This is a genomic window from Flavobacterium sp. WC2430 (assembly GCF_040822075.1).
Lineage (GTDB): Bacteria > Bacteroidota > Bacteroidia > Flavobacteriales > Flavobacteriaceae > Flavobacterium.
The window spans coordinates 3,813,632-3,839,183 of record NZ_CP162007.1 but is presented as its reverse complement, the minus strand read 5'-3'; the positions used below and the strand labels follow the sequence as shown (position 1 = coordinate 3,839,183).

At 32.9% G+C, this 25,552-nt stretch carries 18 protein-coding genes; 12 read left to right on the top strand and 6 right to left on the bottom strand.

All coding sequences use genetic code 11. The features are described from left to right. Positions 1-3: 3 nt before the first annotated feature. Positions 4-870 (top strand): PhzF family phenazine biosynthesis protein, encoded by an 867-nt coding sequence (locus AB3G36_RS16675; RefSeq protein WP_367754665.1) that lies wholly within the window; start codon positions 4-6, stop codon positions 868-870. Positions 871-964: 94 nt separating this feature from the next. Next, positions 965-2,719 carry a TonB-dependent receptor gene (locus AB3G36_RS16670; RefSeq protein ID WP_367754663.1) on the top strand — a complete coding sequence of 585 codons (1,755 nt, stop codon included), beginning with the start codon at positions 965-967 and terminating at the stop codon, positions 2,717-2,719. Positions 2,720-2,794: 75 nt separating this feature from the next. Here the strand turns inward: AB3G36_RS16670 and AB3G36_RS16665 are convergent, their stop codons facing one another. Continuing rightward, on the bottom strand, positions 2,795-3,340 hold the full coding sequence (locus tag AB3G36_RS16665; protein WP_367754661.1) for a DUF2911 domain-containing protein: 546 nt from the start codon (positions 3,338-3,340) through the stop codon (positions 2,795-2,797). 215 nt (positions 3,341-3,555) lie between these two features. Here AB3G36_RS16665 and AB3G36_RS16660 point away from each other — a divergent pair, with 215 nt between their 5' ends. The 9 genes from AB3G36_RS16660 (at position 3,556) to AB3G36_RS16620 (ending at position 18,885) form a co-directional block, all read left to right on the top strand. Beyond that, positions 3,556-4,005 (top strand): hypothetical protein, encoded by a 450-nt coding sequence (locus AB3G36_RS16660; protein ID WP_367754659.1) that lies wholly within the window; start codon positions 3,556-3,558, stop codon positions 4,003-4,005. 188 nt (positions 4,006-4,193) lie between these two features. Continuing rightward, positions 4,194-5,870 (top strand): asparagine synthase B, encoded by a 1,677-nt coding sequence (gene asnB / locus AB3G36_RS16655; RefSeq protein WP_367754657.1) that lies wholly within the window; start codon positions 4,194-4,196, stop codon positions 5,868-5,870. A 137-nt stretch (positions 5,871-6,007) separates the two neighbouring features. After that, the gene (locus AB3G36_RS16650) at positions 6,008-7,633 is read left to right on the top strand and encodes an amidohydrolase (RefSeq protein ID WP_367754655.1); all 1,626 of its coding nucleotides are present in this window, start codon (positions 6,008-6,010) and stop codon (positions 7,631-7,633) included. A 195-nt stretch (positions 7,634-7,828) separates the two neighbouring features. Then, positions 7,829-9,445: an asparagine synthase B gene (gene asnB / locus AB3G36_RS16645; protein ID WP_367754653.1), complete on the top strand. Its 1,617-nt coding sequence runs from the start codon at positions 7,829-7,831 to the stop codon at positions 9,443-9,445. A gap of 180 nt (positions 9,446-9,625) precedes the next feature. Beyond that, the gene (gene gyrB, locus AB3G36_RS16640) at positions 9,626-11,569 is read left to right on the top strand and encodes a DNA topoisomerase (ATP-hydrolyzing) subunit B (RefSeq protein ID WP_367754651.1); all 1,944 of its coding nucleotides are present in this window, start codon (positions 9,626-9,628) and stop codon (positions 11,567-11,569) included. A gap of 67 nt (positions 11,570-11,636) precedes the next feature. Then, a complete protein-coding gene (gene mdh, locus AB3G36_RS16635) occupies positions 11,637-12,572 on the top strand; it encodes a malate dehydrogenase (RefSeq protein WP_367754649.1) in 936 nt (311 codons plus the stop codon). A gap of 225 nt (positions 12,573-12,797) precedes the next feature. Beyond that, positions 12,798-15,770, top strand: a complete 2,973-nt coding sequence (secDF, locus tag AB3G36_RS16630) for a protein translocase subunit SecDF (RefSeq protein ID WP_367754647.1) — start codon at positions 12,798-12,800, stop codon at positions 15,768-15,770. A gap of 140 nt (positions 15,771-15,910) precedes the next feature. Next, positions 15,911-16,525 (top strand): acyloxyacyl hydrolase, encoded by a 615-nt coding sequence (locus AB3G36_RS16625; protein ID WP_367754645.1) that lies wholly within the window; start codon positions 15,911-15,913, stop codon positions 16,523-16,525. Positions 16,526-16,716: 191 nt separating this feature from the next. Beyond that, positions 16,717-18,885, top strand: a complete 2,169-nt coding sequence (locus tag AB3G36_RS16620; protein ID WP_367754643.1) for a T9SS type B sorting domain-containing protein — start codon at positions 16,717-16,719, stop codon at positions 18,883-18,885. Between the two features lie 60 nt (positions 18,886-18,945). Here the strand turns inward: AB3G36_RS16620 and lgt are convergent, their stop codons facing one another. The 5 genes from lgt to AB3G36_RS16595 all read right to left on the bottom strand — a co-directional run bounded on the left by lgt (position 18,946) and on the right by AB3G36_RS16595 (position 24,056). Further along, the gene (gene lgt, locus AB3G36_RS16615; RefSeq protein ID WP_367754641.1) at positions 18,946-19,899 is read right to left on the bottom strand and encodes a prolipoprotein diacylglyceryl transferase; all 954 of its coding nucleotides are present in this window, start codon (positions 19,897-19,899) and stop codon (positions 18,946-18,948) included. Between the two features lie 120 nt (positions 19,900-20,019). Next, entirely contained in the window at positions 20,020-20,262 is a 243-nt protein-coding gene (yidD, locus tag AB3G36_RS16610; protein WP_367757963.1) for a membrane protein insertion efficiency factor YidD, read from the bottom strand. 65 nt (positions 20,263-20,327) lie between these two features. Further along, entirely contained in the window at positions 20,328-21,806 is a 1,479-nt protein-coding gene (gene cysS, locus AB3G36_RS16605) for a cysteine--tRNA ligase (RefSeq protein ID WP_367754639.1), read from the bottom strand. Positions 21,807-21,927: 121 nt separating this feature from the next. Beyond that, positions 21,928-22,599, bottom strand: a complete 672-nt coding sequence (folE, locus tag AB3G36_RS16600; RefSeq protein WP_367754637.1) for a GTP cyclohydrolase I FolE — start codon at positions 22,597-22,599, stop codon at positions 21,928-21,930. A 263-nt stretch (positions 22,600-22,862) separates the two neighbouring features. After that, entirely contained in the window at positions 22,863-24,056 is a 1,194-nt protein-coding gene (locus AB3G36_RS16595) for a pyridoxal phosphate-dependent aminotransferase (protein ID WP_367754635.1), read from the bottom strand. A 125-nt stretch (positions 24,057-24,181) separates the two neighbouring features. Between AB3G36_RS16595 and AB3G36_RS16590 the strand changes: the two genes are divergently transcribed. Further along, complete coding sequence (locus tag AB3G36_RS16590) at positions 24,182-25,510, top strand: aspartyl protease family protein (RefSeq protein WP_367754633.1); 1,329 nt, start codon at positions 24,182-24,184, stop codon at positions 25,508-25,510. Positions 25,511-25,552 lie beyond the last annotated feature (42 nt).

Sequence of the window (25,552 nt, the reverse complement as noted above, 5' to 3'; positions counted from 1 at the left end):
AAAATGACGATTCCTTTTTATATTGTAGATGTATTTACCAAAAAAAAATATGCGGGAAATCAACTGGCAGTTTTTTTAAATGCGACTGATTTAACGACTGATCAAATGCAGCAAGTGGCACGCGAAATTAATTTTGCCGAAAGTACATTTGTTACTGCTATAGCACCTGAAAATAATAATGCATCAATTAGAATTTTTACTCCAGCGCATGAAATGCAATTTGCCGGACATCCTATCATAGGAACTTCATGGGTTTTGATGAATAAAGTATTCAAACACCATCCCATAGGAATTAAATTAAATGTTCCAATAGGAGAAATTCCGGTATGTCAATCTCAGGATTTAGTTTGGTTGAAAGCGGCACAGCCTAATTTTCTAGATGTTTTTATGAAGGAAGATTTTGCTTCTTTCAGTAATCTAAGTGTAACTGATTTTGATACTCGTTTTGAAATTCAAGAAGTAACTACTGGAAGTGCTTTTGTCATGGTACCTCTAAAAAATAGAGAGACATTAAACGCAGTTGAATTGGATAAAGATAAAACAGAAGCATGGCTTAAAACAAAATGCAAAACGGAACATAGGGCTTTGTATTTTTTTAGTTTAGAAAATGAAGTGCTAACCAGTAGAATGTTGTGTATTGAAAATAATCAGCTTATAGAAGATGCAGCGACAGGAAGTGCTAGTACTTGTTTGCAGGCTTTTTTATTGAAATATCATGCAAGTGAAATCAAAGTTGTGAATAACCAAGGAGAATATATTAATAGAAGTTCTCAAATATATTTTGAAGGGAAACGAGAAGAGCCTCTTTTTGACATTAATATCGGTGGAGAAACTCAGTTTGTAGCACAAGGTGAATGGGAAGTAGTTTAAAAAAATAAAAATAGTAGTAAAAAAAGATAATGTATAAAATGCAGGAGAGGGTAAATAACTTTTAATCGCCTTTTTTATAATAAAACAAAAAAATATGAAATTGAATTTCCAAAATAAAATAACAATAGTTCTGTTTTTAATAGCATTTCAGTTTTCGTTTGCTCAAAAAAAAGAGGACAACATAGGATCTGAAGTAGTAAATGTAGTGAAGCCATATACCCCAACTATTTCGGATGCTTTCAAAGTACAAGAAACTCCAGTGCTGGATGATGAAGGTAATGCTAAAAAAGAAACAATTAAGTACTCTATTTTTTCTTTCCCAGTAGCTTCTACTTTTACTCCTTCAAAAGGAAAAGCAGAAGGCGTTGACAAAACAAAGCAAGCCCATTTGTATAATAATTATGCGACATTAGGATTTGGGAGTTATAGAACGCTCAATGCCGAGTTGTTTGTTAATCAAGAATTAGAGAGCAATGATTATGTAGGGGGAATGTTTCGTCATCTTTCATCACAAGGTGGAATTAGTGGAGTGGAATTAGATGACCGTTATTATGATTCTGCAATTGATTTGACTTATGGTGCTAATTATAGTGATATGTCATGGAATGTTGATTTAGGATACCAAAACCAAATTTATAATTGGTATGGATTGCCAGCAGAGTTTGGTAGTACACTTTCTTCTTCAGATAGAGCAATGTTAATTGATGGTATAAATCCCCAACATGTTTACAATACCTTTTCGTTAGGTTCAAAAATTGATTTTAATGATGGAATTCTAGACAATGCAAGTTTGAAATTCAATCATTTTACAGATACTTTTGGTTCTACTGAAAATCGTTTTTATGTTAAACCTTCGTTGAAGTTCAATATAATGGACGAAGCGATAAAAACAAATATAATTGTGGATTACGTAGGTGGAAGTTTTGATAAAAATTACCAAAACACCAATATCCAAGTTATAAAATACGGTTTCACTAATTTTGGAATTTCACCTACTTTTGTAATGCAAGAAGATGATTGGACTTTGAATCTGGGGGCTTCTTTATTTTATAGTTTAGATAATGAGCATAGTAATAATAAGTTTTTTGTCTATCCTCAAATCAACGCTTCTTATAAAGTGGTTGGTGACTTAATGATTTTTTATGCAGGAGCCGAAGGAAATTTAGAGCAAAATTCTTATATGGATTTTGTGAATCAAAACTCATTTTTATCTCCTACTTTAAATATTGCGCCTACAGACAAACAATATGATATTTTTGCTGGATTAAAAGGGAAAATTACAAATAATGTGAGTTATAACATTAAAGGGTCATATGTGAACGAAAGAAATAAAGCATTGTTTAGAAGCAATGATTACAATGAAAATGCTTCCAATGAAAATTATGCTTTTGGGAATTCAATGCAGGTGGTTTATGATGACATGAGAACATTGAGTTTTACGGGTGATTTAAAAGCTAATTTTTCAGAAAATGTTACTTTTGGTATCAGCGGAACGTATAATAGTTATACGAATGATTTTCAGCAAGAAGCATGGAATTTGCCAGAACTGAAATTAAATTCAAATATTGATTTTAATATTACACCACAATGGTTTGCAGGTGCTACTGTTTTCTATGTTGGGGAACGTAAGGACATGAAATTCAATACTAATTTCACAGTGGATGCTACTCCAATAACTTTAGATAGTTATTTTGATGTTAATGCACATGTAGGTTATAAATACAACGAGCAATTAACTGGGTTTATAAGAGCTAATAATATTACGAATCAGTCGTATCAAAAATGGTTGAATTACCCAGTTCAAGGTTTTCAAATCGTAGTTGGAGCTAATTATAAATTTGATTTTTAATCGATTTTATTTCTAAGACAAAAAAAAAATAGGCTTCCTTATCAGGAAGCCTATTTTTTTAGGTTTAATAAATTATTATTCTGTGAAAGGAATAGCAATTCTCACTTTGTCCCAACCCATATTCAATTCAATCCCCTTATCCGTTTTGGTAAAAACCATAGAAAGTGATTCAAGTGATTCTTTTCCTTCGGTTACAGGAACGGTTAGTCTCGCTACATCATTTTCTTCTTTATAAAAATAAGCTCCCCAAACATTTAAGTCTTTGTTGATAATAACAGTGTACTTGTCTTTTTCAGGAATGGTATATAATGTATAAGTACCCGCTTTAATTTTAGTGCTTCCTAGAGTTACATCCTTAAAAAAAGTAATTTCTGTAGCTTCATTAGCACCAGTTCTCCATACTTTTCCGTTTGGAGCTAGTTCGTCTAAACTACGTCCTTTTAGTTGAGGTCTGCTGTAGGTTACTTTAGCAATTTTGGCAGGATTTTTATAATCAGTAGGGAATGATGCGACGTCCATCGGACTTTTATCTAGGTCGGGAAATTTTTGAGCATTTGCATTCGAAGATAAAAGCATTGTAAAAGCAAAGGCTACTGTAACTACAAGTGTCGATTTTTTCATAGTATGTATTATAAAGTTATATGATTAGAATGTTAAAATTATCAATTGTCTTTTTATAAAGTTAAAAATTCATGTTAAAATTTAGTAAATAAATGAGTTGGAGTTTGGAAAATATGGCGCAATTTTGGAATAATACGTTAACTTTGGTCGCATGAAGTAGCGAACTCAGTGATATTTCAATTAGTGCTCTATCTATTATAAATTTAAAAAGAAACATGACATTTAAACAAAAAATACATCAGTACTACTTACAATTGGTTCAAGATAGAATGGATGTTTTTAGAGATATGATAACGGCACTTACTGAAGATTCTAAGAATGATGCCAAAGGATCTGCTGGGGATAAACATGAAACAGCGCTGTCCATGATGCACATCGAACAAGAAAAACTCAATACTAAATTGAAGGAAGTGCTTACTCAAAAAGCAGTACTGGATAAAATTGATTCGACTAAAACCGCTGAAACTATTATTGTGGGTAGCTTAGTTAAAGCCAATGGGATTTATTTGTATCTCAGTTTAGCACTGCCAAAAATTACTATTGAAGGAGTTAATGTAATTGCTTTGTCACCTCAATCACCATTGGGAAGTAAACTAATGGGGAATAAAGTAGGGTTTGGGTTTGAGATTAACACTACAAAGTATTTGATAGAAGCTATTTTATAATGATAAATTATGATTTTTAACTTGCTAACGATTTTTAATAGCTTTTGATTACTAATTTAATTTAAAACATTGATTTAAGTTTTAATTTATAACTATAATTGCTGTTAGTGTTTTTCAAATGTAACTGTTATTGCATCTTTGCTTCATCAAAAAAAATAAAATCAAAAAAAATATAAAAATATAGTGTTATGTGTGGAATCGTATGTGCCTTTGATCTAAAACAAAAAGCAGAAGTTTTAAGACCGCAAGTTTTAGAAATGTCTAAAATTATTCGTCACCGTGGACCGGACTGGAGTGGAATTTATAGCAATGAAAAAGCGATTATGTCTCATGAGCGTTTGGCGATTGTGGATCCAGCTTCAGGAAAACAACCATTGTTTAGTGAAGATGGTAAATTAGTTTTGGCTGCCAATGGAGAAATCTATAACCATAGAGCATTACGCAAACAATTTGAAGGGAAATATAACTTTCAAACAGAAAGTGACTGTGAAGTTATTCTAGCACTTTACAAAGAAAAAGGGTCTCATTTTATAGATGAAATGAACGGGATTTTTGGATTTGCAATTTATGATGTAGATAAAGATGAGTATTTTGTAGCTCGTGACCATATGGGGATTATTCCATTATACATAGGTTGGGACCAACATGGGACGTTTTATGTAGCTTCTGAATTGAAAGCTTTAGAAGGATATTGCACAAAAATCCAATTGTTTCCTCCAGGACATTATATGACAAGTAAAAATGGTGAATTTGTACAATGGTATAAAAGAGACTGGACAGAATATGATGCTGTAAAAGACAACGAAACAAACATTCAAGATATCAAAGTAGCGCTTGAAGCTGCGGTTCACAGACAATTAATGAGTGATGTTCCTTACGGAGTGTTACTTTCTGGAGGATTAGATTCATCGATTACTTCCGCTGTAGCCAAAAAATATGCTCAAAAACGCATTGAATCAGGAGATACTGCTGATGCTTGGTACCCGCAATTGCATTCTTTTTCTGTAGGACTTGAAGGTTCTCCAGATTTAGCAGCTGCTCAAATTGTGGCAGATCATATTGGAACCATTCATCATGAAATTAAGTTTACTATTCAAGAAGGTTTAGATGCAGTTAAAGATGTAATTTATAACTTAGAAACGTATGATGTAACTACGATTAGAGCATCGACGCCAATGTGGTTAATGGCAAGAGTGATTAAATCAATGGGGATCAAAATGGTATTGTCAGGTGAAGGTGCTGATGAGTTGTTTGGAGGGTATTTATACTTCCATAAAGCACCAAACGCACAAGAGTTTCATGAAGAAAACGTACGTAAATTAGGGAAACTACATATGTACGATTGTTTAAGAGCAAACAAAAGTTTAGCAGCTTGGGGAATTGAAGGACGTGTGCCATTCTTAGACAAAGAGTTTATGGATGTGGCAATGCGAATCAACCCACAAGATAAAATGATTAACAAAGAACACCCAATGGAGAAATGGGTAGTACGTAAAGCATTTGAAGAGATGTTGCCACCAAGTGTAGCTTGGAGACAAAAAGAACAGTTTAGTGATGGAGTTGGATACGGTTGGATTGATAAGTTAAAAGAAGTAGTAGCTGTTGAGGTTAGTGATGAACAATTAGCGAATGCTAAATATAAGTTTCCATTACAAACACCAACATCAAAAGAGGAATATTACTACCGTTCTATTTTTACAGAACATTTTCCAAGTGATGCAGCCGCTTTATGTGTACCACAAGAAGCAAGCGTAGCTTGTAGTACAAAAATTGCATTAGAGTGGGATGAAGCATTCAAAAACATGAACGATCCTTCTGGAAGAGCAGTGGCTAATGTTCATACTGATTCTTATGTAAAAGCATAATTTTTAAATTATATAATGATAATTAAATGCTCCCAAATTTTGGGAGCATTTTTTATTTAGCCATTTTAGAAAATAATTTAAAGGCATTTTTTTATATAAGTCTTGTTTTTTATATTAGCCAATCTAAAATACCCACCATGAGACGTTTTGTTGTCATCCTTATATTGTTTTCCCTTAGCTCTTGTTTAAAAAACATGAAGACTTCGGTTGATTTGATTGTTACAGACGCTACTATTTATAAAGTTGACAAAGCTTTTGACACTGCTCAAGCTATGGCAATCAAGAATGGTAAAATTGTTGGAATAGGTTCGAATGCTCAAATACAGAATAATTTTCAATCAGATAAAAATGTAGATGCAAAAGGTAAATTTATTTATCCAGGTTTAATCGATGCGCATTGTCATTTTTATGGTTTTGGACTAAGTCTACAAGAAGTTGATTTACGGGGGACAAAAAGTATGGAAGAGGTGATACAGCGCATTCAAGCTTTTCAAAAAGAAAAAAAATCAAATTTCATTGTTGGAAATGGATGGGACCAAAACGATTGGAGTGTAAAAGAATTTCCTTCCAAAGCTATTTTAGATAAATATTTCCCAGATATTCCTGTGGTACTCAATAGAGTAGATGGTCATGCAATAATTGTAAATAGTAAAGTTTTGGCATTAGCGGGAATTACTAAAGACACCAAAGCGTTGGGTGGTCAAATTGAAATTAAAGACGGTGAGCCTACAGGGATTTTAATTGACAATCCGATGGAGTTGGTTTTTAATATAATTCCAAAACCCAGTCGTAAAACCCAAATTGCTGCTTTATTAGATGCTGAAAAGGTAATGTTTGACTATGGATTAACTACAGTAAATGATGCAGGTTTAGATCCAGATGTTATCAATTTGATGGATAGCTTGCAAAAGGCAAAAGCGATGAAATTAAATGTCTATGCGATGGTCACTGCCAATCAAAAAAATATTGATTTGTATTTGAAAAAAGGAATATACAAAACAGATAATTTAGATGTTCGTTCTTTTAAAATGTACGGTGATGGTGCTTTGGGATCTCGTGGTGCTTGTTTACACAAAGCATATTCGGATATGCCGAAGCAGTTTGGAGCATTGCTTTCTTCGATAACTCAATTGAAATCAGTTGCGCAACAAATAGCTAATTCAGACTTTCAATTGAATTCGCATGCTATTGGCGATTCGGCAAATACAGTTTTGCTGAAAATCTATAAAGAAGCATTAACAGGTAAGAAAGATCGCAGATGGAAGATAGAACATGCTCAAGTTTTGAGAGAACAAGATTTTGATTATTTCAAGACGGGAGTTATTCCTTCGGTACAACCCACACATGCAACTTCAGATATGTATTGGGCAGGAGATCGTTTAGGAAAAGACCGATTAAAGAATGCATATGCTTATAAAAAATTATTGGACAAAGCGGGAGTTATTGCATTAGGTACTGATTTTCCGGTTGAAGAGGTAAACCCCATGTTGACTTTTCATGCAGCGGTAGCAAGAAAAGATAGTAAGGGATATCCAAAAGGAGGTTTTCAAATGGAAAATGCATTAACTAGAGAAGAGACTTTGAAAGGAATGACGATTTGGGCTGCTTACTCTAATTTTGAAGAAAAAGAAAAAGGAAGTCTAGAAGTTGGGAAATGGGCAGATTTTGTTATTTTTGATAGAGATATTATGAAGATTATTGATAGCGAAATTCTGGAGATGAAAGCATCTAGGACGTATATAAAAGGGGTTAAAGTAAAATAAAATGCAGTTTGTAAAAAGAGGTTGAGAGTAGATAACATAATGATTGATTTTGCATGCTTTTGTGTTACATATTTGATGTAAATCTACTTTGTTTGTAATTTTTTATAATTAAATACTAGTATTGTCTTTTGTATTTGTAACTGATGGTACATCTTTGTTTTGTTAAGGTGAATTAAAATATTAATAAATAGATTTATGTGCGGAATATTAGCCATTATAGGGAAAGGTAAAGAGGAGAAACTTGTTATGGAACTTTCTAAAAGAATGTCACATCGTGGCCCTGACGAAAGCGATTTGCATGTTACTGAAAAAGGACATATTTTAAGTCATGAACGTTTGTCTATAATTGACCTACATTCAGGGAAACAGCCTATACAAGGAACTAAATCAGCGTATATGATCCATAACGGAGAGATATACAATCATCAAGAATTGAGAGATGGTATTTTGAAAAATCATACTTTTAGAACTAAATCCGACTCGGAAGTAATTGTTCATTTGTATGAAGAGTTTGGTTATGACTTTTGTAATATGCTTGATGGAGACTGGGCATTTGTAATTGTTGACGGAGATGATTATATCGCTAGTAGAGATCCTATGGGTGTAAAACCGTTATATTATGGATTAGATGAAAGGGGAAGAATTTATTTTTCATCTGAAATGAAATCTATCTCAGATCAATGTAAAACATTTGCAACATTTCCTCCGGGACATTATTATACAGGAAAAACAGGTTTTGTAAAGTACTATCAACCAGAATATGAAGATTATTTAAATGCAGATCAAAATTTAGATTTGATTGCAATAAGAGAATCTTTGACAGAAGCAACCCGCAAGCGTTTAATGAGTGATGTGCCTATTGGGGTATTGCTGTCAGGCGGTTTAGATTCGTCATTAACTTCAGCAATTGCTTCAAGATTATTGGCGGAAAGCGGAAAAAAACTGCATTCGTTTTCTATAGGATTAGATGTTAATGCACCAGATACCGTTGCTGCAAGAAAAGTAGCGGCTTTTTTAGGGACTGAACATCATGAAATTTACTTCACTGTAGAGGAAGGATTGGAAGTGTTAGAGAAATTAATATGGAATTTAGAAACCTATGATCTAACTTCGATCAGAGCGAGTACTCCAATGTATTTCTTGTCGAAGGCTATTACGGATTTAGGTATAAAAGTGGTACTTTCAGGAGAAGGTGCTGATGAGATTTTTGGAGGGTATTTGTATTTTAGAAATGCGCCGTCAGCCGAAGATTTTCAAAAAGAAACAATCGAAAGAGTTCAGAAATTATTTACTGCCGATTTATTGAGAGCTGATAAATCGACGATGGCACATGGATTAGAAACTAGAGTTCCTTACCTGGATAAAGCATTTTTAGATGTTGCTATTCGAGTAAAAGCAGAAGAAAAAATGCCTAAAACATATGATGGTAAAGAAAAATATATTTTAAGAAAAGCATTTGATACACCAGATGATCCTTATCTTCCAGATGCTGTTTTATGGAGGCAAAAAGAACAGTTTTCAGATGGGGTAGGGTACAATTGGATTGATGAATTGATAAGTTATTGTTCTTCACAAGTGACTGATGAGCAATTAGCTGGAGCTGCTACAGAGTTTCAATATAATGCTCCAACAACAAAAGAAGCGTATTTTTACAGATCTATTTTTCATAAATATTTCCCACAACAAAGTGCTGCTCAAACAGTGAGAAAATGGATTCCAAAATGGCAGGAAAATGAAGATCCAAGCGGAAGAGCAAATGCGGCTCACGTAAAAGCAGATATAGAAATTGCAAAAACAAGAATTATTGTTTGATAAAACAACTTTTCATGAAAATAAAGACGTTCTCAGTTTTGAGAGCGTTTTTTTATGTTAAAAAATCAACATTATGTTAATAACTTAACCGCTTAAAATATGATTTTAACGGTTATATAGTTTGTGTTTTTATATATTTGCGTGTTAGACAAATAGTACATTTTTTTTAGAATAAAATATATGAGCGAAGAAATCAAGAAGGACAATTATTCAGCAGATAGTATTCAGGCGTTAGAAGGTATGGAGCACGTAAGAATGCGACCATCAATGTATATTGGGGATGTAGGTGTTCGAGGATTACATCATTTAGTTTATGAAGTAGTCGATAACTCTATCGATGAGGCTATGGGAGGTCATTGCGACACCATAAGAGTAGATATTAATGAAGATGGTTCAATTTCTGTTGAAGATAATGGACGTGGTATTCCAGTAGGAATTCATAAAAAAGAAGGGGTTTCGGCATTGGAGGTTGTAATGACCAAAATTGGTGCCGGAGGTAAATTTGATAAAGATTCTTATAAAGTTTCTGGAGGACTTCACGGCGTTGGGGTTTCTGTTGTAAATGCACTTTCAAATCACTTAAGAGCTACGGTTCATAGTAGTGATGGAAAGGTTTATGAGCAAGAATATGAAAAAGGAAAAGCGCTTTATCCAGTGAAACAAATTGGAGAAACGACAAAAAGAGGAACAATAGTTACTTTTTATCCGGATCCGAGCATATTTACGCAAACAATAGAGTATTCTTACGATACTTTATCTGCTCGTATGCGTGAATTATCGTATTTGAATAAAGGAATTACAATCACTTTTACAGATAAAAGAGAAAAAGATAAAGATGGAAATTTTGTGTCAGAAGTATTCCATTCTGATGAAGGTTTAAAAGAATACATCCGTTACTTAGATGGAAATCGTGAGCCAATTATTGCACATGTAATTTCTATGGATCATGAAAAAGGAGAAATTCCAGTTGAGGTTGCGTTAATTTATAACACAAGTTACACGGAAAATATTTTTTCATATGTAAATAATATTAATACACATGAAGGAGGGACACACTTGCAAGGTTTTAGAACTGGTCTTACAAGATCGCTAAAGAAATATGCAGATGCTTCTGGAATGTTGGATAAACTGAAATTTGATATTTCGGGGGATGACTTCCGTGAGGGATTAACAGCTATTATTTCGGTAAAAGTTGCTGAACCACAATTTGAAGGACAAACTAAAACCAAACTTGGTAACAGAGAAGTTGTTTCTCCAGTAAGTCAGGCGGTGAGCGAAATGATTGAGAATTATTTGGAAGAAAATCCAAATGATGCTCGAATCATTGTTCAAAAAGTTATTCTTGCAGCACAAGCGCGTCATGCAGCTAAAAAAGCGCGTGAAATGGTACAACGCAAAACCGTAATGGGTGGTGGTGGATTGCCAGGAAAATTGTCTGATTGTTCAGAACAAGATCCAGCTAAATGTGAAGTATATCTTGTCGAGGGAGATTCGGCAGGAGGAACGGCTAAACAAGGTCGTGATCGTGCTTTTCAAGCGATTTTGCCATTGCGTGGTAAGATTTTGAATGTAGAAAAAGCAATGCATCATAAAGTGTTTGAAAACGAAGAGATTCGAAATATTTTTACGGCTCTTGGAGTTACAATTGGTACAGAAGAAGACAGTAAAGCTTTGAATATTTCGAAACTGCGTTACCATAAAGTAATTATTATGTGTGATGCCGATGTCGATGGTAGTCATATCTCTACTTTAATCTTAACATTTTTCTTCCGTTTTATGAAAGAACTAATTGAAGAAGGACATGTTTATATTGCTGCTCCACCTTTGTATTTAGTTAAAAAAGGGAATAAGAAAGAATATGCTTGGAATGACTTACAACGTGATCAAGCCAATGAAAGAATGGGTGGAAGCGCAGGAATTCAGCGTTATAAAGGTCTTGGAGAGATGAATGCGGAACAATTGTGGGAAACTACAATGGATCCAAGTTTTAGAACATTGCGTCAAGTAAACATTGATAGTTTAGCTGAAGCAGATAGAGTTTTCTCTATGTTGATGGGTGATGAAGTACCACCAAGAAGGGAATTTATAGAGAAAAATGCAGTGTATGCAAATATTGATGCATAACCATAAAAACAATTAGTATTGTTTTAAATTAAAATAAAATTAACAAACAACCGATAAACCATAAAATATGAAAGTTACTATTGTAGGGGCAGGGAATGTAGGTGCTACTTGTGCGGATGTGATTTCTTATAGAGGAATTGCAAGTGAAGTAGTGTTATTAGATATTAAAGAAGGATTTGCTGAAGGAAAAGCATTGGATATTATGCAGTGTGCTACCAATACGGGTTTTAATACTAAGGTATCTGGTGTCACTAATGATTACTCTAAAACGGCAAATAGTGATGTAGTAGTTATTACTTCTGGAATTCCTAGAAAACCAGGAATGACTCGTGAAGAATTAATAGGGATTAATGCGGGAATTGTTAAGACAGTTGCCGAAAATGTACTTGAATTTTCTCCAGAAGCAGTTATTGTAGTTGTTTCTAATCCAATGGATACTATGACATATTTAGCATTAAAATCAACTGGATTGCCTAAAAATAGAATAATTGGTATGGGTGGAGCATTAGATAGTTCTCGTTTTAGAACTTATTTGTCTATGGCTTTAGGTAAACCAGCAAATGATATTTCAGCAATGGTTATAGGTGGACATGGAGATACGACAATGATTCCATTGACTCGTTTGGCTTCTTATAATGGTATACCTGTTTCTCAATTTCTTTCAGAAGAGGCGTTGCAAAAAGTAGCGGCAAGTACTATGGTTGGTGGAGCAACACTTACAGGTCTTTTGGGTACATCAGCGTGGTATGCTCCTGGAGCATCAGTTGCTTTTTTAGTAGATAGTATATTAAACGATCAAAAGAAAATGATTGCTTGCTCTGTATTTGTTGAAGGAGAGTACGGTCAAAATGATATTTGCATCGGAGTACCTTGTATTATTGGGAAAAACGGAGTAGAAGAAATTCTTGAAATTGAATTGAATGATGCCGAAAAAGCATTGTTTGCAAAAAGTGCAGATGCTGTTAGACAGATGAATGATGCCTTAAAAACAATTTTAGCTTAATATTTTAGTCATATAATAGAGAAGACTGCACTTATGCAGTCTTTTTTTTGAGATTAATCAATAAATAAATTGGTTAATCTTAACCTTAATTATATATTTGCTCGGTTTAAAATAAATATCATAATTCTTGGGTTTCTATTTTAAGATCAAAAAAATGTTCAAGACTTGTCTTATAGGGGTTAAAGCAAAAATAAATAAATATAAAATAATTAATTTTTAGTAATAATGCAGAATAAAGGACTTATTAAATTTTTCGCAATTCTATTTGCATTGGTAAGTATTTACCAACTTTCTTTCACTTTTGTTGCAAGCAAAGTAAAAAGTGATGCAAAATCTTTTGCAAATGGAAACTCTGAAAAAGAAGTAAAATATTTAGATTCTATTGGTAAGGAAAGTGTATTTAACTTAGGTTTTACCAACTTTACTTTTAATGAAGTAAGTGACAAGCAAATCAATAAAGGTCTTGACTTAGAAGGAGGAATCAACGTGATTCTTCAAATTTCAGTTAAAGATATATTGAAAGGATTATCTAATAATTCTAAAAACCCAGTTTTCAATAAGTCATTAGCTGACGCTACTGCAGATGTTGAAGGAAATAAATCTTTTACAGATAAGTTTTTTGATGCTTTTGAAGCAAATTCTAAAGGAACTGTAAAATTAGCTTCGCCAGATATTTTTGCTAACAGAAGTTTGCAAGGTGAAGGTGGTGTAGATTATCAAATGACAGATGCACAAGTACAAAAAGTAATCAAAAGAAAAATTGATGAATCTGTAGAAAGTGCTTTTGGAGTATTGAGAAAACGTATTGATAAATTTGGAGTAACTCAACCTAATATTCAAAAATTAGGAGAGACTGGAAGAATTCTTGTTGAACTTCCTGGAGCTAAAGATGTAGATAGAATAAAAAAGTTATTACAAAGTACTGCTCAATTAGAGTTTTGGGAAACGTATAAGATTGATGAAATGGGAAGTTTTTTAATGGCTGCAAATGAGTCATTAAAAAATACTGAAGTTTCAAAGGTAGAGACAAAAGCAGTTGTTAAAGATTCTTTGAGTGCTTTATTAACTGATGGTAAAGATTCTGCTTCTACTAAAAAAGGAAATAATCCTTTATTGGATAAAATAATTGGTCAAGGTGGAGGTCCAGTTTTAGGTCTTTTCTCTCCAAAAGATACAGCTACAGTAAATGGATATTTAAAAAGAGCTGATATAAGAGTATTATTAGCTGCTGATCAACGTTACGCTAAATTTGTTTGGGGTAAATTGACAACGATCAAAGATGCTAAAGCAAAAGATGTTGAAGCTGTTGAATTATATGCTTTAAAAGGAAATAGAGATAATATTCCTGCAATGAGTGGTGGTGTTGTTACTGATGCTAAAGATTCATTTGATCAATCAGGAAAGCCTTCGGTTTCTATGCAAATGGACGGACAAGGTGCTAAAGCTTGGGAAGAATTAACAGGAAGAGCTTATACTCAAAAAAGTAATATAGCAATTGTTCTTGATAATATTGTATATTCTGCTCCAGGTGTTTCTAGCGGACCAATTTCTGGTGGTAGATCTGAAATTTCAGGATCATTTGATGTGACAGAAACTAAAGATTTAGCAAATGTTTTGAGAGCAGGTAAGCTTCCAGCTTCTGCTGATATTGTTCAGTCAGATGTAGTAGGACCATCTTTAGGTCAAGAAGCTATTGACAACGGAACTAACTCAGCACTTGTGGGGTTACTTTTAGTTTCTCTATGGATGTTGGTTTATTATGGTAAAGCAGGTTGGTATGCAAATATTGCTTTGGCAGTTAACTTACTATTCTTATTTGGAATTTTAGCAAGTTTAGGTGCTGTATTGACTTTGCCAGGTATTGCTGGTATTGTATTGACAATGGGTACGGCAGTTGATGCGAATATTATCATATACGAGCGAGCTAAAGAAGAGTTAAGAGAAGGAAAATCTTTGAGTGAAGCTGTTGTGGCTTCTTATAGTTGGACAGGAGCAATGCGTTCTATTGTTGATGCGAATGTTACTCACATTTTGATTGGAACAGTTCTTTTTATATTTGGTTCGGGTCCAATTAAAGGTTTCGCAACTACATTATTAATTGGTATTATTACTTCATTGTTTACCTCTATTTTTATAGCTAGGATTTTTATTGATAAAAATATTCTTGGTAAAAATGATTTGTCATTCGTAACAAATTTTTCTAAAAATTTCTTTACTAATTTCCATTTTGATTTTTTAAAAATAAAAAAATGGACGTATTTGTTCTCTGCAATTGTTGTAGTAGTGAGTTTTGTCTCTTTATTTACAAATGGTTTGGATCAAGGAGTAGATTTTGTTGGAGGAAGAACTTTTCAAGTGCGTTTTGAAAAACCAGTTGAAACGGAAGTTGTAAAAGCACAATTGGCAAAAGTTTTTGATGGTAGTGCCGAAGTGAAAGTTTTTGGTAATGACAACCAGTTAAAAATTACAACTAAATATAAAGTACAGGAGCACGGTACAAAAGCGGATGAAGAAGTTAATAAGTTATTATTCGATAATTTAAAAGAATATTATGCTGCTGGATTGACTTATGAGAAATTTGTAAATGCTTATGATGGAAAGAAATTTGGTATTGTACAAGCTTCTAAAGTAGGACCTACAGTTGCAGAAGATATTAAAACGAATGCGTATTGGGCTGTTATTGGAGCTATGTTAATTGTATTTTTATACTTATTAATAAGCTTTAGAAAATGGCAATATGGTTTAGGTGCTATTGCTGCTGTTGCGCATGATGTTATTTTTGTATTAGGAATTTATTCATTATGCTATAAGTTCATGCCTTTTGGAATGGAAATTGACCAACACTTTATAGCTGCGATATTAACAGTTATTGGATATTCTATGAATGATACTGTAATTGTATTTGATAGAGTTCGTGAATTCTTGGATGGTAAAACAAAAGGAACTTTTGGTGAAATTGTAAATAAATCGATTAACTCTACTATGTCAAGAACTATTAATACTTCATTGACTATGATTGGTGTATTATTAATCATGTTCATCTTTGGAGGAGAATCTATTAGAGGATTTATATTTGCTATGTTAGTTGGTATCGTTGTAGGTACTTATTCGTCTTTATTTATTGCAACACCAGTATTGGTTGACACAATATCTAGAGAAGATAAAAAATTAATTGAAAAACAACATCAAGAAAGTTAGTATAACTTTTTTAAATATTTTTAAAGACCCAATTGAAAAATTGGGTCTTTTTTTTGTCTTAATAAATTGGATTTTATTCAATTATAATGGTTAAATTTAATAGGGGTATTTATATTTAATCGTTTTTAAATGAATGCATTATGAGTAAAAAAATACATTTTTCGCTATTGGTGTTTTTTTTAATTCATGCTTCTTTTGCTCAAAAAAACAAGAATGATTTATTAGTGGGTTTTTCATACGGTTTTGGACATGAATTGAAAAACAAGAACTATACATTTGAAAATAAATTTTATAAAGCACATGTAGGATATATAGTTAAACAATTAAAGCAATTTAGGTGTGAATTAATTTTGGAACCCGAAATCAATTTGGCAAGTCATAGGCTTATTAATCCTTTTTTTATAACTACAGATGATCCAGATTATTTAATGAAAATAGAATATTATTCTAAAACTAATAGAATCAATCAGTACATTTTAAATTTTGGCGTTAATTTAAGAAAGCCAATTTCTAATGCCTTTAGTTTTTTTGTTTTGGGAAGTGTGGGACCTTTAATTTCTGATGTTGAAACTGAACGTTTGGCCAAAGGGTTTGCATTGTCAAATACGTTAGCAATAGGATTTGATTTAGAAATTAACAGTTTTACAATTGAAATCAAGCCTAGTTTTCGACATGTTTCTAATGCAGGTTTAAGTAGTCCTAATTTTGGATTTAATACTCAGAATTTTGAATTTGGTATTTTCTACAAGTTGTAAATTTTATATTTCTTTTATTATTCTGTTTTTTTTAAGATTTTATTTACATTTTGAAGTGTGTTCTAGGTTTTGTTTGAGTTGGCCATCATTTTAAATGTGTTAATTATTTTATAAAAGTTTCAAATTTTATATATTTACTTCCTATTGATAGAATCGACTATTTGTTTATATCAAATTAAATACCTCAAATAATGAAAAATAGTATCCGGTTATTTGCTTCTCTTTTTATAATTATATTTTTATCTTCTAGTATCATTCATGCGCATGCTAGTGTCAGTTTTTCTGATCTAAAAGAGAGAATTTATTTAATTGCCCCACCGCCTACAGTAAATACCCCCATTAATTTATGTCAAAATAGTACAGCAAGCCCCTTAACAGCTACATCTTCTCCTGGTGGGACTTTAATTTGGTATGGGACAAATGCAATTGGCGGTGTAGGTTCTGCATCTGCACCAACTCCTTCTACAACAATAGTCGGCCAGACAAAGTATTACGTAAGTCAGAACGATGGCACAGGAGAGAGCACTAGGGCCGAAATTGTTGTAAATGTAGTCGCTGATAATGGAGCAGCTATTTTATCTTTCAGGTGTGACCCTACGCAAGCTACAACTACCACTTCTGTTTTTTTTGATTGGGCAAATAACCCGCTTATTTCGAATACTTATAATTATTCGTATACTATTAATGGAGGTCCTACAGTTAGTGGAACCACAGGTGTTTCGCATCAAGAGGTTTTTGGTGTATCACCAGGAGAATCAGCAACATTGACCTTGTCATCTGCAACACATCCTTGTGTTCCTCCACAAACATTGACTTGTACTGTTCCTTGTGGAGCTTCTACGATAACTCCAAATTTTCCTACCATAGCTCCTTTTTGTTTTGGATCGGTAGCTCCAATTTTAGGGCCTACGTCTCCAAATAATATTACAGGTACTTGGTTACCGGCTGTAGTTAGCAATACAACAAGTGGTAGTTATGTCTTTACACCAAATCCAGTTTTATTTCCATGTGCTACTACTCAGGCTTTAAATGTTACGGTTATACCTCTAATTACACCTAGTTTCACGGGAATTCCATCAACAGTGTGTCAAAATGCTATTGCTCCAGTTTTACCTTCTAACTCAAATAATGTGCCTTCTATTTCTGGAACATGGAGTCCTGCTACTGTAGATACTTCAATTTTGGGCCCGGTTACTTATACATTTACGCCTAACCCTGGGCAATGTACTTCAGTAACTCCTACAATGGTTACTATTACAATTGTTCAAAATGTTACCCCAGATTTTGCTTCAATTGCCCCTTTTTGCTCAGGAACAACAGCACCGATATTAACAAGTACCTCTCCTAACGGGATCGTTGGATCTTGGATGCCTGCTACAATTGACAATACTACTAGCGGATCGTATGTTTTTACACCCAATCCAAATCAATGTGCTAGTTCACAGACATTAAATGTTTCGATTATTCAAAAAGCTACACCCGATTTTCAACCTATCTCCCCTATATGTACAGGGACAGCAACTCCTGTTTTGAATAATACGGCGCCAAACGGAATTACTGGTACTTGGTCTCCAGCGACAATTGATAACACCGCTAATGGAAGTTATGTATTTACACCTAATTCAAATCAATGTGCAAATACGCAGACGCTTAATGTTGTAATTACACCACTTATAAACCCTGGATTTGCTTCGTTTTCAGTTTGTTCAGGAAGTATACCTCCAACTTTAAATCAAACGTCTCCAAATGGAATTACAGGGACTTGGTCTCCTGGAATAGTTGATAATATGACAAGTGCTTCATATGACTTTATTCCAGATCCAAATCAATGTGCTAGTGCTCAAACAATCGATGTTACTGTAATACCGTCTAATACTTTAGTTGATTTCACATGGACTGTAACGGAAGCTTTTGCAGAAAATCAAGTAATTACAATTTCAGCTACCGCAGCAGGGAACTATTCTTATATGCTGGATAGTGGACCGCTACAGGATAGTCCAATATTTGAATATGTTTCTTCGGGCTATCATTCTGTAACGGTTATAGACCAAGGAGGGTGTAGTAACCCAATTACAAAATCAAATATTCTAGTAATTAATTATTCAAAATATTTCACTCCAAATGGAGATAGCTATAATGATACTTGGAATATAGCGGAATTGCAAGATGAATTGGGTTCTAAAATTTTTATTTTTGATAGATATGGTAAGTTACTAAAGGAAATTAGACCAAACGGAAATGGATGGGATGGTAATTATAATGGGCAGCCAATGCCAAGCAATGATTATTGGTTTGTAGTTGAATATACAGAACAGAATATTTCAAAAAAGTTTAAATCTCACTTTTCATTAAAACGTTAAAAACAAAAAAACTCCCGCCATGGCGGGAGTTTTTTTTTAATTCTAAAATGTGTTTTATGTTTAGATAGTAACAGGTTTTTCAGCAGTGAAGATGAAATAAGCACCAATTAATATAAAAGGAATACTGAGCCATTGACCTGTAGAAAGCAAACCTAAGGCACTTTCAAAACCTCCTTGGCTTTCTTTTACAAATTCTACGACAATTCGTACAGTGAACAATAAAACTAGAAAAAGACCAAATAAGAAACCTGATTTTTCTCTTGCTTCTGTTTTCCAATACAAGAAGAACAAGATAGCAAATACAAAAACATAACAAAATGCTTCGTATAATTGTGCTGGATGTTTAGCAGGTACTTGCTCTAATAAACTAGCAAACTTTGGATTAGTTGCTATCGCATGATAAGCTTCTTTTGGATTTGCAATTTGAGTTGCATTAACAGCATCTCTTGGACTAAAATAATCTCTAACAAACTTTATTCCAAATGATGAAGTTGTTTCTTTTCCAACAATTTCTGAATTGAAAAAATTACCTAATCGTACAAAAATTGCTCCACTTGCAACAGCAATAACAACTCTGTCTAAAATCCATAATAAGGGTCTTTTTAGTATTTTTTTGCTGTAATAATACATTGCAATTATGATAGAAATGGCTGCGCCATGACTGGCCAGCCCTTGATATCCAGTAAATTCCCAGCCAGGGATAAAGCCAAACAAATTTTCTACAGCATTTTCTCTAATAGGTAGAAGAATTTCGACTAAATGATTACGATAATATTCCCAATCATAAAAAAATACATGACCTAAACGGGCTCCAAGTAATGTGGCAAGTACAGTCCAAATGAATAAAGAATCTAGTTTTTCTATAGATTCATTTTCTCGCTCATATATATTTTTCATGATATACCATCCTAATCCAAAAGCAATTACAAACATAAGGCTGTAAAAACGGATTATAAAAAAACCAAGATCAATTCCTTCCGATGGATTCCAAACTATATTTAAAGCGTGTGTCATTATTTTTTATTTTATGTAAAAATACATTTTTTGTTAAGAGTTTCAGTGTGAAATTTAAGTTAAAGATTACTTTTTAAGCTTTTTATAACATTCTGATTTTCATTATGCGGTTAAACTTGATTAATGGTTGCATTTCTTTTTTGGAACAGGGTCATAGCCTGTTTTTCCCCAGGGATGACAACTTAAAATTCTTTTTATACCTAGATAACCACCTCGAAATAGACCATGTACTTGTAAAGCTTCAATCATATAAGCAGAACATGTAGGTTCAAAACGGCAGGTTGCAGGCATAAGTGGAGATAATACTAATTGATACAATCGGACCAATAGTAAAAAGGGAAAAATGAGGATTTTTGATAGTATAGTTTTGAAGTGTTGCACTTGATTTCTATTTTTACTTAATGTAATTGACTATCTTAAATTGATCTTTAAATGCTAAAGGTCGTTCCTTCTTTTCCATCTTTCAATTGTATTCCTAAAGCAATTAATTGATCTCTAATTTGATCCGATAGCGTAAAATTCTTATCGGCTCTCGCTTGATTTCGCATGCTAATAAGCATATTAACTGTTCCTTCTAACTTGTCATTACTGTTACTAGCTGAATTTTCGTCTTCTAAGCCTAAGACATCAAATACAAAAGCATGCATAGCTGTTGAAAATAGTTCTAGATCAGAAGCAGTTAATTTTTCTTTTCCGTCATTTAGTAGGTTGATATAACGTACTCCTTCAAATAATTGAGCAATTAAAATAGGAGAGTTAAAATCATCATTCATAGCGTCATAGCAAGATTGTTTCCATGCAGCTATATCAAGTGTACTAGTAGTACTAGAAGTTAGTTGCTTTATAGTATCAATCGCTTCCATCAATCTTTTATATCCTTTTTCGGCAGCAACGATGGCATCGTCAGAAAAATCAAGAATACTTCTATAATGGGCTTGAAGCATAAAAAATCGAGCAACTGATGCCGAAAATGCTTTACTTAATATTGAATTTTCACCAGTCAAAATCTCTCTTGGAAGAATGTTGTTTCCAGTAGATTTTGCCATTTTTTTACCGTTCAAAGTCAACATATTGGCATGCATCCAATAATTTACTGGAGTCTGTCCTGTACATGCTTCATTTTGTGCAATTTCGCACTCATGATGCGGGAATTTTAAATCCATTCCGCCACCGTGAATGTCAAAATGATTTCCTAAGTATTTTGTACTCATTGCAGTACATTCTAGATGCCAACCTGGGAATCCATCACTCCATGGAGACGGCCAACGCATAATGTGTTGTGGCTCTGCTTTTTTCCAAAGCGCAAAATCTTGCGGATTTCTCTTATCCGATTGTCCATCAAGATCACGGGTATTAGCAAGCATATCTTCGATATTTCTTCCACTTAGTCTTCCGTAATGATTTGTTTTATTGAACTTAACAACATCAAAATATACAGATCCATTGGCTTCATAACCAACTCCTGTTTCAATAATTTTTTTGATGATTTCAATTTGTTCAATAATATGTCCAGTAGCCGTTGGCTCAATACTTGGCGGTAAAAAATTAAACGCTTTCAAGATATCATGAAAATCTACAGTATAGCGTTGCACTACTTCCATTGGTTCCAGTTGCTCTAAACGCGCTTTTTTAGCAATTTTATCTTCGCCTTCATCTACATCATCTACAATATGACCTACGTCCGTAATGTTTCGTACGTACCTAACTTTGTATTCTAAATGCAATAAATATCTAAAAATAACATCAAAAGACATAAATGTCCTAACATTTCCAAGGTGAACATTACTGTAAACCGTAGGTCCACATACATACATTCCAATGTTTCCTTCGTTAATAGGAACAAATGTTTCTTTTTCTCCCGAAAGAGAATTGTATATTTTTAAAGATTGATCGTTATATAGAGGCATTTTTATTTTTTTAGGAGCTATTTCCTGCTTTTCGCTGCAATCTTTTTATTTTTGAAAATAAAAATAAAAAGGATTTTCACTTCAATCAGGGCTAGGGCATTATTTGTTTTAAGTAATCCTTCTAGAATTTTGTTTCTAATTTGATATAATCTAAAAATTCTCTTCTTGCTTGAGGTTCTTTAAATTTACCACCAAATTCTGAGGTTACGGTACTACTTTCAATATCACTAATACCTCTTGAGTTTACACAAAGATGTTTGGCGTCAATGACACAAGCAACGTCTTGAGTTCCTAATGCTCTTTGAAGTTCTTGAACTATTTGCATTGTTAAACGTTCTTGTACCTGTGGTCTTTTAGAATAATATTCTACAATACGATTCATTTTTGAAAGCCCAATTACTGTACCATTAGAGATGTAAGCAACATGTGCTCTTCCTATAATTGGTAATAAATGATGCTCACAAGTAGAGTAGAGTGTAATGTTTTTTTCAACTAACATTTCACCGTATTTATAATTATTGTCAAAAGTAGATGCTTTTGGCTTTTTTGCAGGATTCAATCCTCCAAAAATTTCTTTAACAAACATTTTTGCAACACGATTAGGTGTGCCTTTCATGCTATCATCTGTCAAGTCCATCCCAAGTGTAATTAGGATACTTTCAACATCTTTTTTTATTTTTTCAATTTTTTCGTCGTCAGTTATTGCAAAAGCATCGTCTCGAACTGGATTTTTTGCACATGAACCAATATGATTATCTCCTATTTCGTCATGAATTTCTTCATTGTTTATCATTAAAAGGTACTGTTATAGTGGGTATATATTTTTAGGCTGTAAAGATAATTAATAAAAACTAAAGAATTTCTATAGGCTTTAATAATAAATGGTCTCTTTTAGACGGTATTGGCAAAGCCTCTACCATTATTTTGGTAACTAAAAAACAAAGGCAATAACTAAATGGTAGTTATTGCCTTTGTAATTAATAGGTTATGTTTTCAGGAGCACCCTATGGAAAGGATTTTTTTAAAGGTTTCCTTATTTTATTGTACCCTATTTAATTATTTAGAATTATAAGTTGTAATTGCTTCTTTAAGGATGTGTACAGCCGTAATTAAATCTTCTTTTTTCAATACATAGGCTATTCTAACTTGGTTTAAACCAACTCCAGGAGTGGAATAAAAACCAGCAGCTGGTGCTACCATTACCGTTTCACTATTTAAATCGTAAGTTTCTAATAGCCATTGTGCAAAATAATCAGCGTTGTCTATAGGTAACTCGGCAATACAATAAAAAGCTCCTTTTGGAGTAGCTACTTTTACACCCTCTATTTTATTTAATTCGGTAATTAGTGTATCTCTACGTTCTCTATATTCAGATATTACTTCGTCAAAATAACTTTGTGGAGTATCAAGAGCGGCTTCACTTGCTACTTGAGCAAATGTAGGCGGGCTCAATCTTGCTTGTGCAAATTTCATTGCTGTAGCCATTAGTTCTTTGTTTTTTGAAACAATACAACCAATTCTTGCACCACACATACTGTATCTTTTAGAAACAGAATCAATCATAATGGCGTTTTCCTCTAGTCCAGGAATGTTCATTACAGAATAGTGTAAATCACCATCGTAAGTAAACTCTCTATACACTTCATCAGCAATCAAGAATAAATCGTGTTTTTTTACGATTTCTGCTAGTTGCATGATTTCCTCTTTGGAATACAAATAACCAGTTGGATTACCAGGATTGCAAATAAGGATTGCTTTTGTTTTTGGTGTAATTAATTTTTCAAAATCTGCGATAGGAGGTAAAGCAAATCCAGTGTCAATCGATGAAATAACTGGAACTACCGTTACACCAGATGCTGTTGAAAAACCATTGTAATTAGCATAGAAAGGTTCAGGAATGATAATCTCATCTCCTTGGTCCATAGTACTACCCATTGCAAATAACAACGCTTCAGAGCCTCCAGTAGTAATAATGATGTCTTCAAAATTAATTGGTAAACCTTGGTTTTTGTAAAATTGAGATAGTTTAGTTCTATAGCTTTCAAAACCAGCTGAATGACTGTATTCTAAAACTTCTATATCAAAGTTTTTAACAGCATTGATAGCTACTTCTGGTGTTTTTATATCGGGTTGACCAATATTTAGATGATATACTTTGTTGCCTTTTTTCTTAGCAATTTCTGAGTAAGGAACTAATTTACGGATAGGCGATTCAGGCATTAAATTACCTTTATTCGATATTTTTGGCATGATTATAATTGTTGAAATGCAAATTTGCGATTTTTTTCTCAAACTAAATGGGGTTATATCCCTTATTTATTGTTAAATGTGTAATATTCATCTGTTTTTTTAGTAATTTTATATAAATCATTTCTATGAAAAAAAATCTGCTGTATTTTTTTTTACTCCTTTATACTTTTTCTACTAATGCTCAGGAAGGATTTCATTTTGTTAAAAATAGTAATAAAGTAAGTATTCCTTTTAAATTAATAAATAATTTAGTCTTCATTCCATTAAATGTTAATGGGGTTGAGCTGACTTTTTTATTGGATACAGGTGTTGAAGAGACAGTATTATTTAGTTTAGAAGATAAAAAGGAAATCAATTTAAAAAACATTGAAAAAATAAGTTTAAAAGGGTTGGGAAGTGAAGAAGCTGTTGAAGGACTAAAGTCAACTGGGAATTTATTGGAAGTAAAAGGGATGGAATCGCGGAATCATCTTTTGTATATTATTTTGGATCCGGATTTTAATCTGTCATCTCATATTGGAATTCCTGTAAATGGAATTATAGGATATTCTTTTTTTAAAAATAATCTAGTAGAAATTAATTACGATAAAAAAAGAATATTTTTTTACCATGATAATGGTAAAAACAAGAGAAGGATTGAAAAAAAATATAAAAAATTACCAATTTCCATTGAAAGAGCAAAGCCATATATTGTTGCAAATGTCATGATTGACTCCGTTAATATCGCTTCAAAATTATTGGTCGATATTGGTAATAGTGATGCAGTTTGGCTTTTTCAAAATGTATCTGATAAAATAAAAGTACCAAACAGAAATTTTGAAGATTACTTAGGAAAAGGTTTTAGTGGAGATGTGGAAGGGAGAAGAGCCCGTATTTCAGAATTTATAATTTCCGATTTTAAATTTTCTAATCTCGTAATAGCATTCCCAGATTCGAATTCTGTGAAGCATGTAAAAATGGTACCCAACAGATTCGGTTCAGTAGGGGGTGAAATTTTAAAAAGATTCTCAATAGTTTTTGATTATCCTAACAATAGCTTGTATTTTAGAAAAGGGAAGGAGTACTTCGCTCCTTTTAATTATAATAAAAGTGGAATTGAGATCAGGCACAGTGGAATGCAATGGGTGCAAGAAACCGTTCATCTTCAGACTGTACCAGTATTGGCGGATACTTTTGATTCAAAAGTGGAAAAGAAAACATCTGATTTTCAATATAAATTTAAATTAAAACCTATTTATGAAATAGCAAACCTTAGGAAAAATTCTCCAGCAGCTCTTTGTGGTTTACAATTAGGTGATGTGATAGTTTCTATCAATTCGAATTTAGCTCATAAATATACATTACAGCAAATCAATTCATTTTTAAAATCGGAGGATGAAAAATGGATTACTGTAGAGGTACTAAGAGAAGGGGTAGTTTTAAAATTTAAATTTCAACTGCAAAATATTTTGTAAAAAAAAAAACACCTCTTGAACTATTTATCAAGAAGTGTTTTA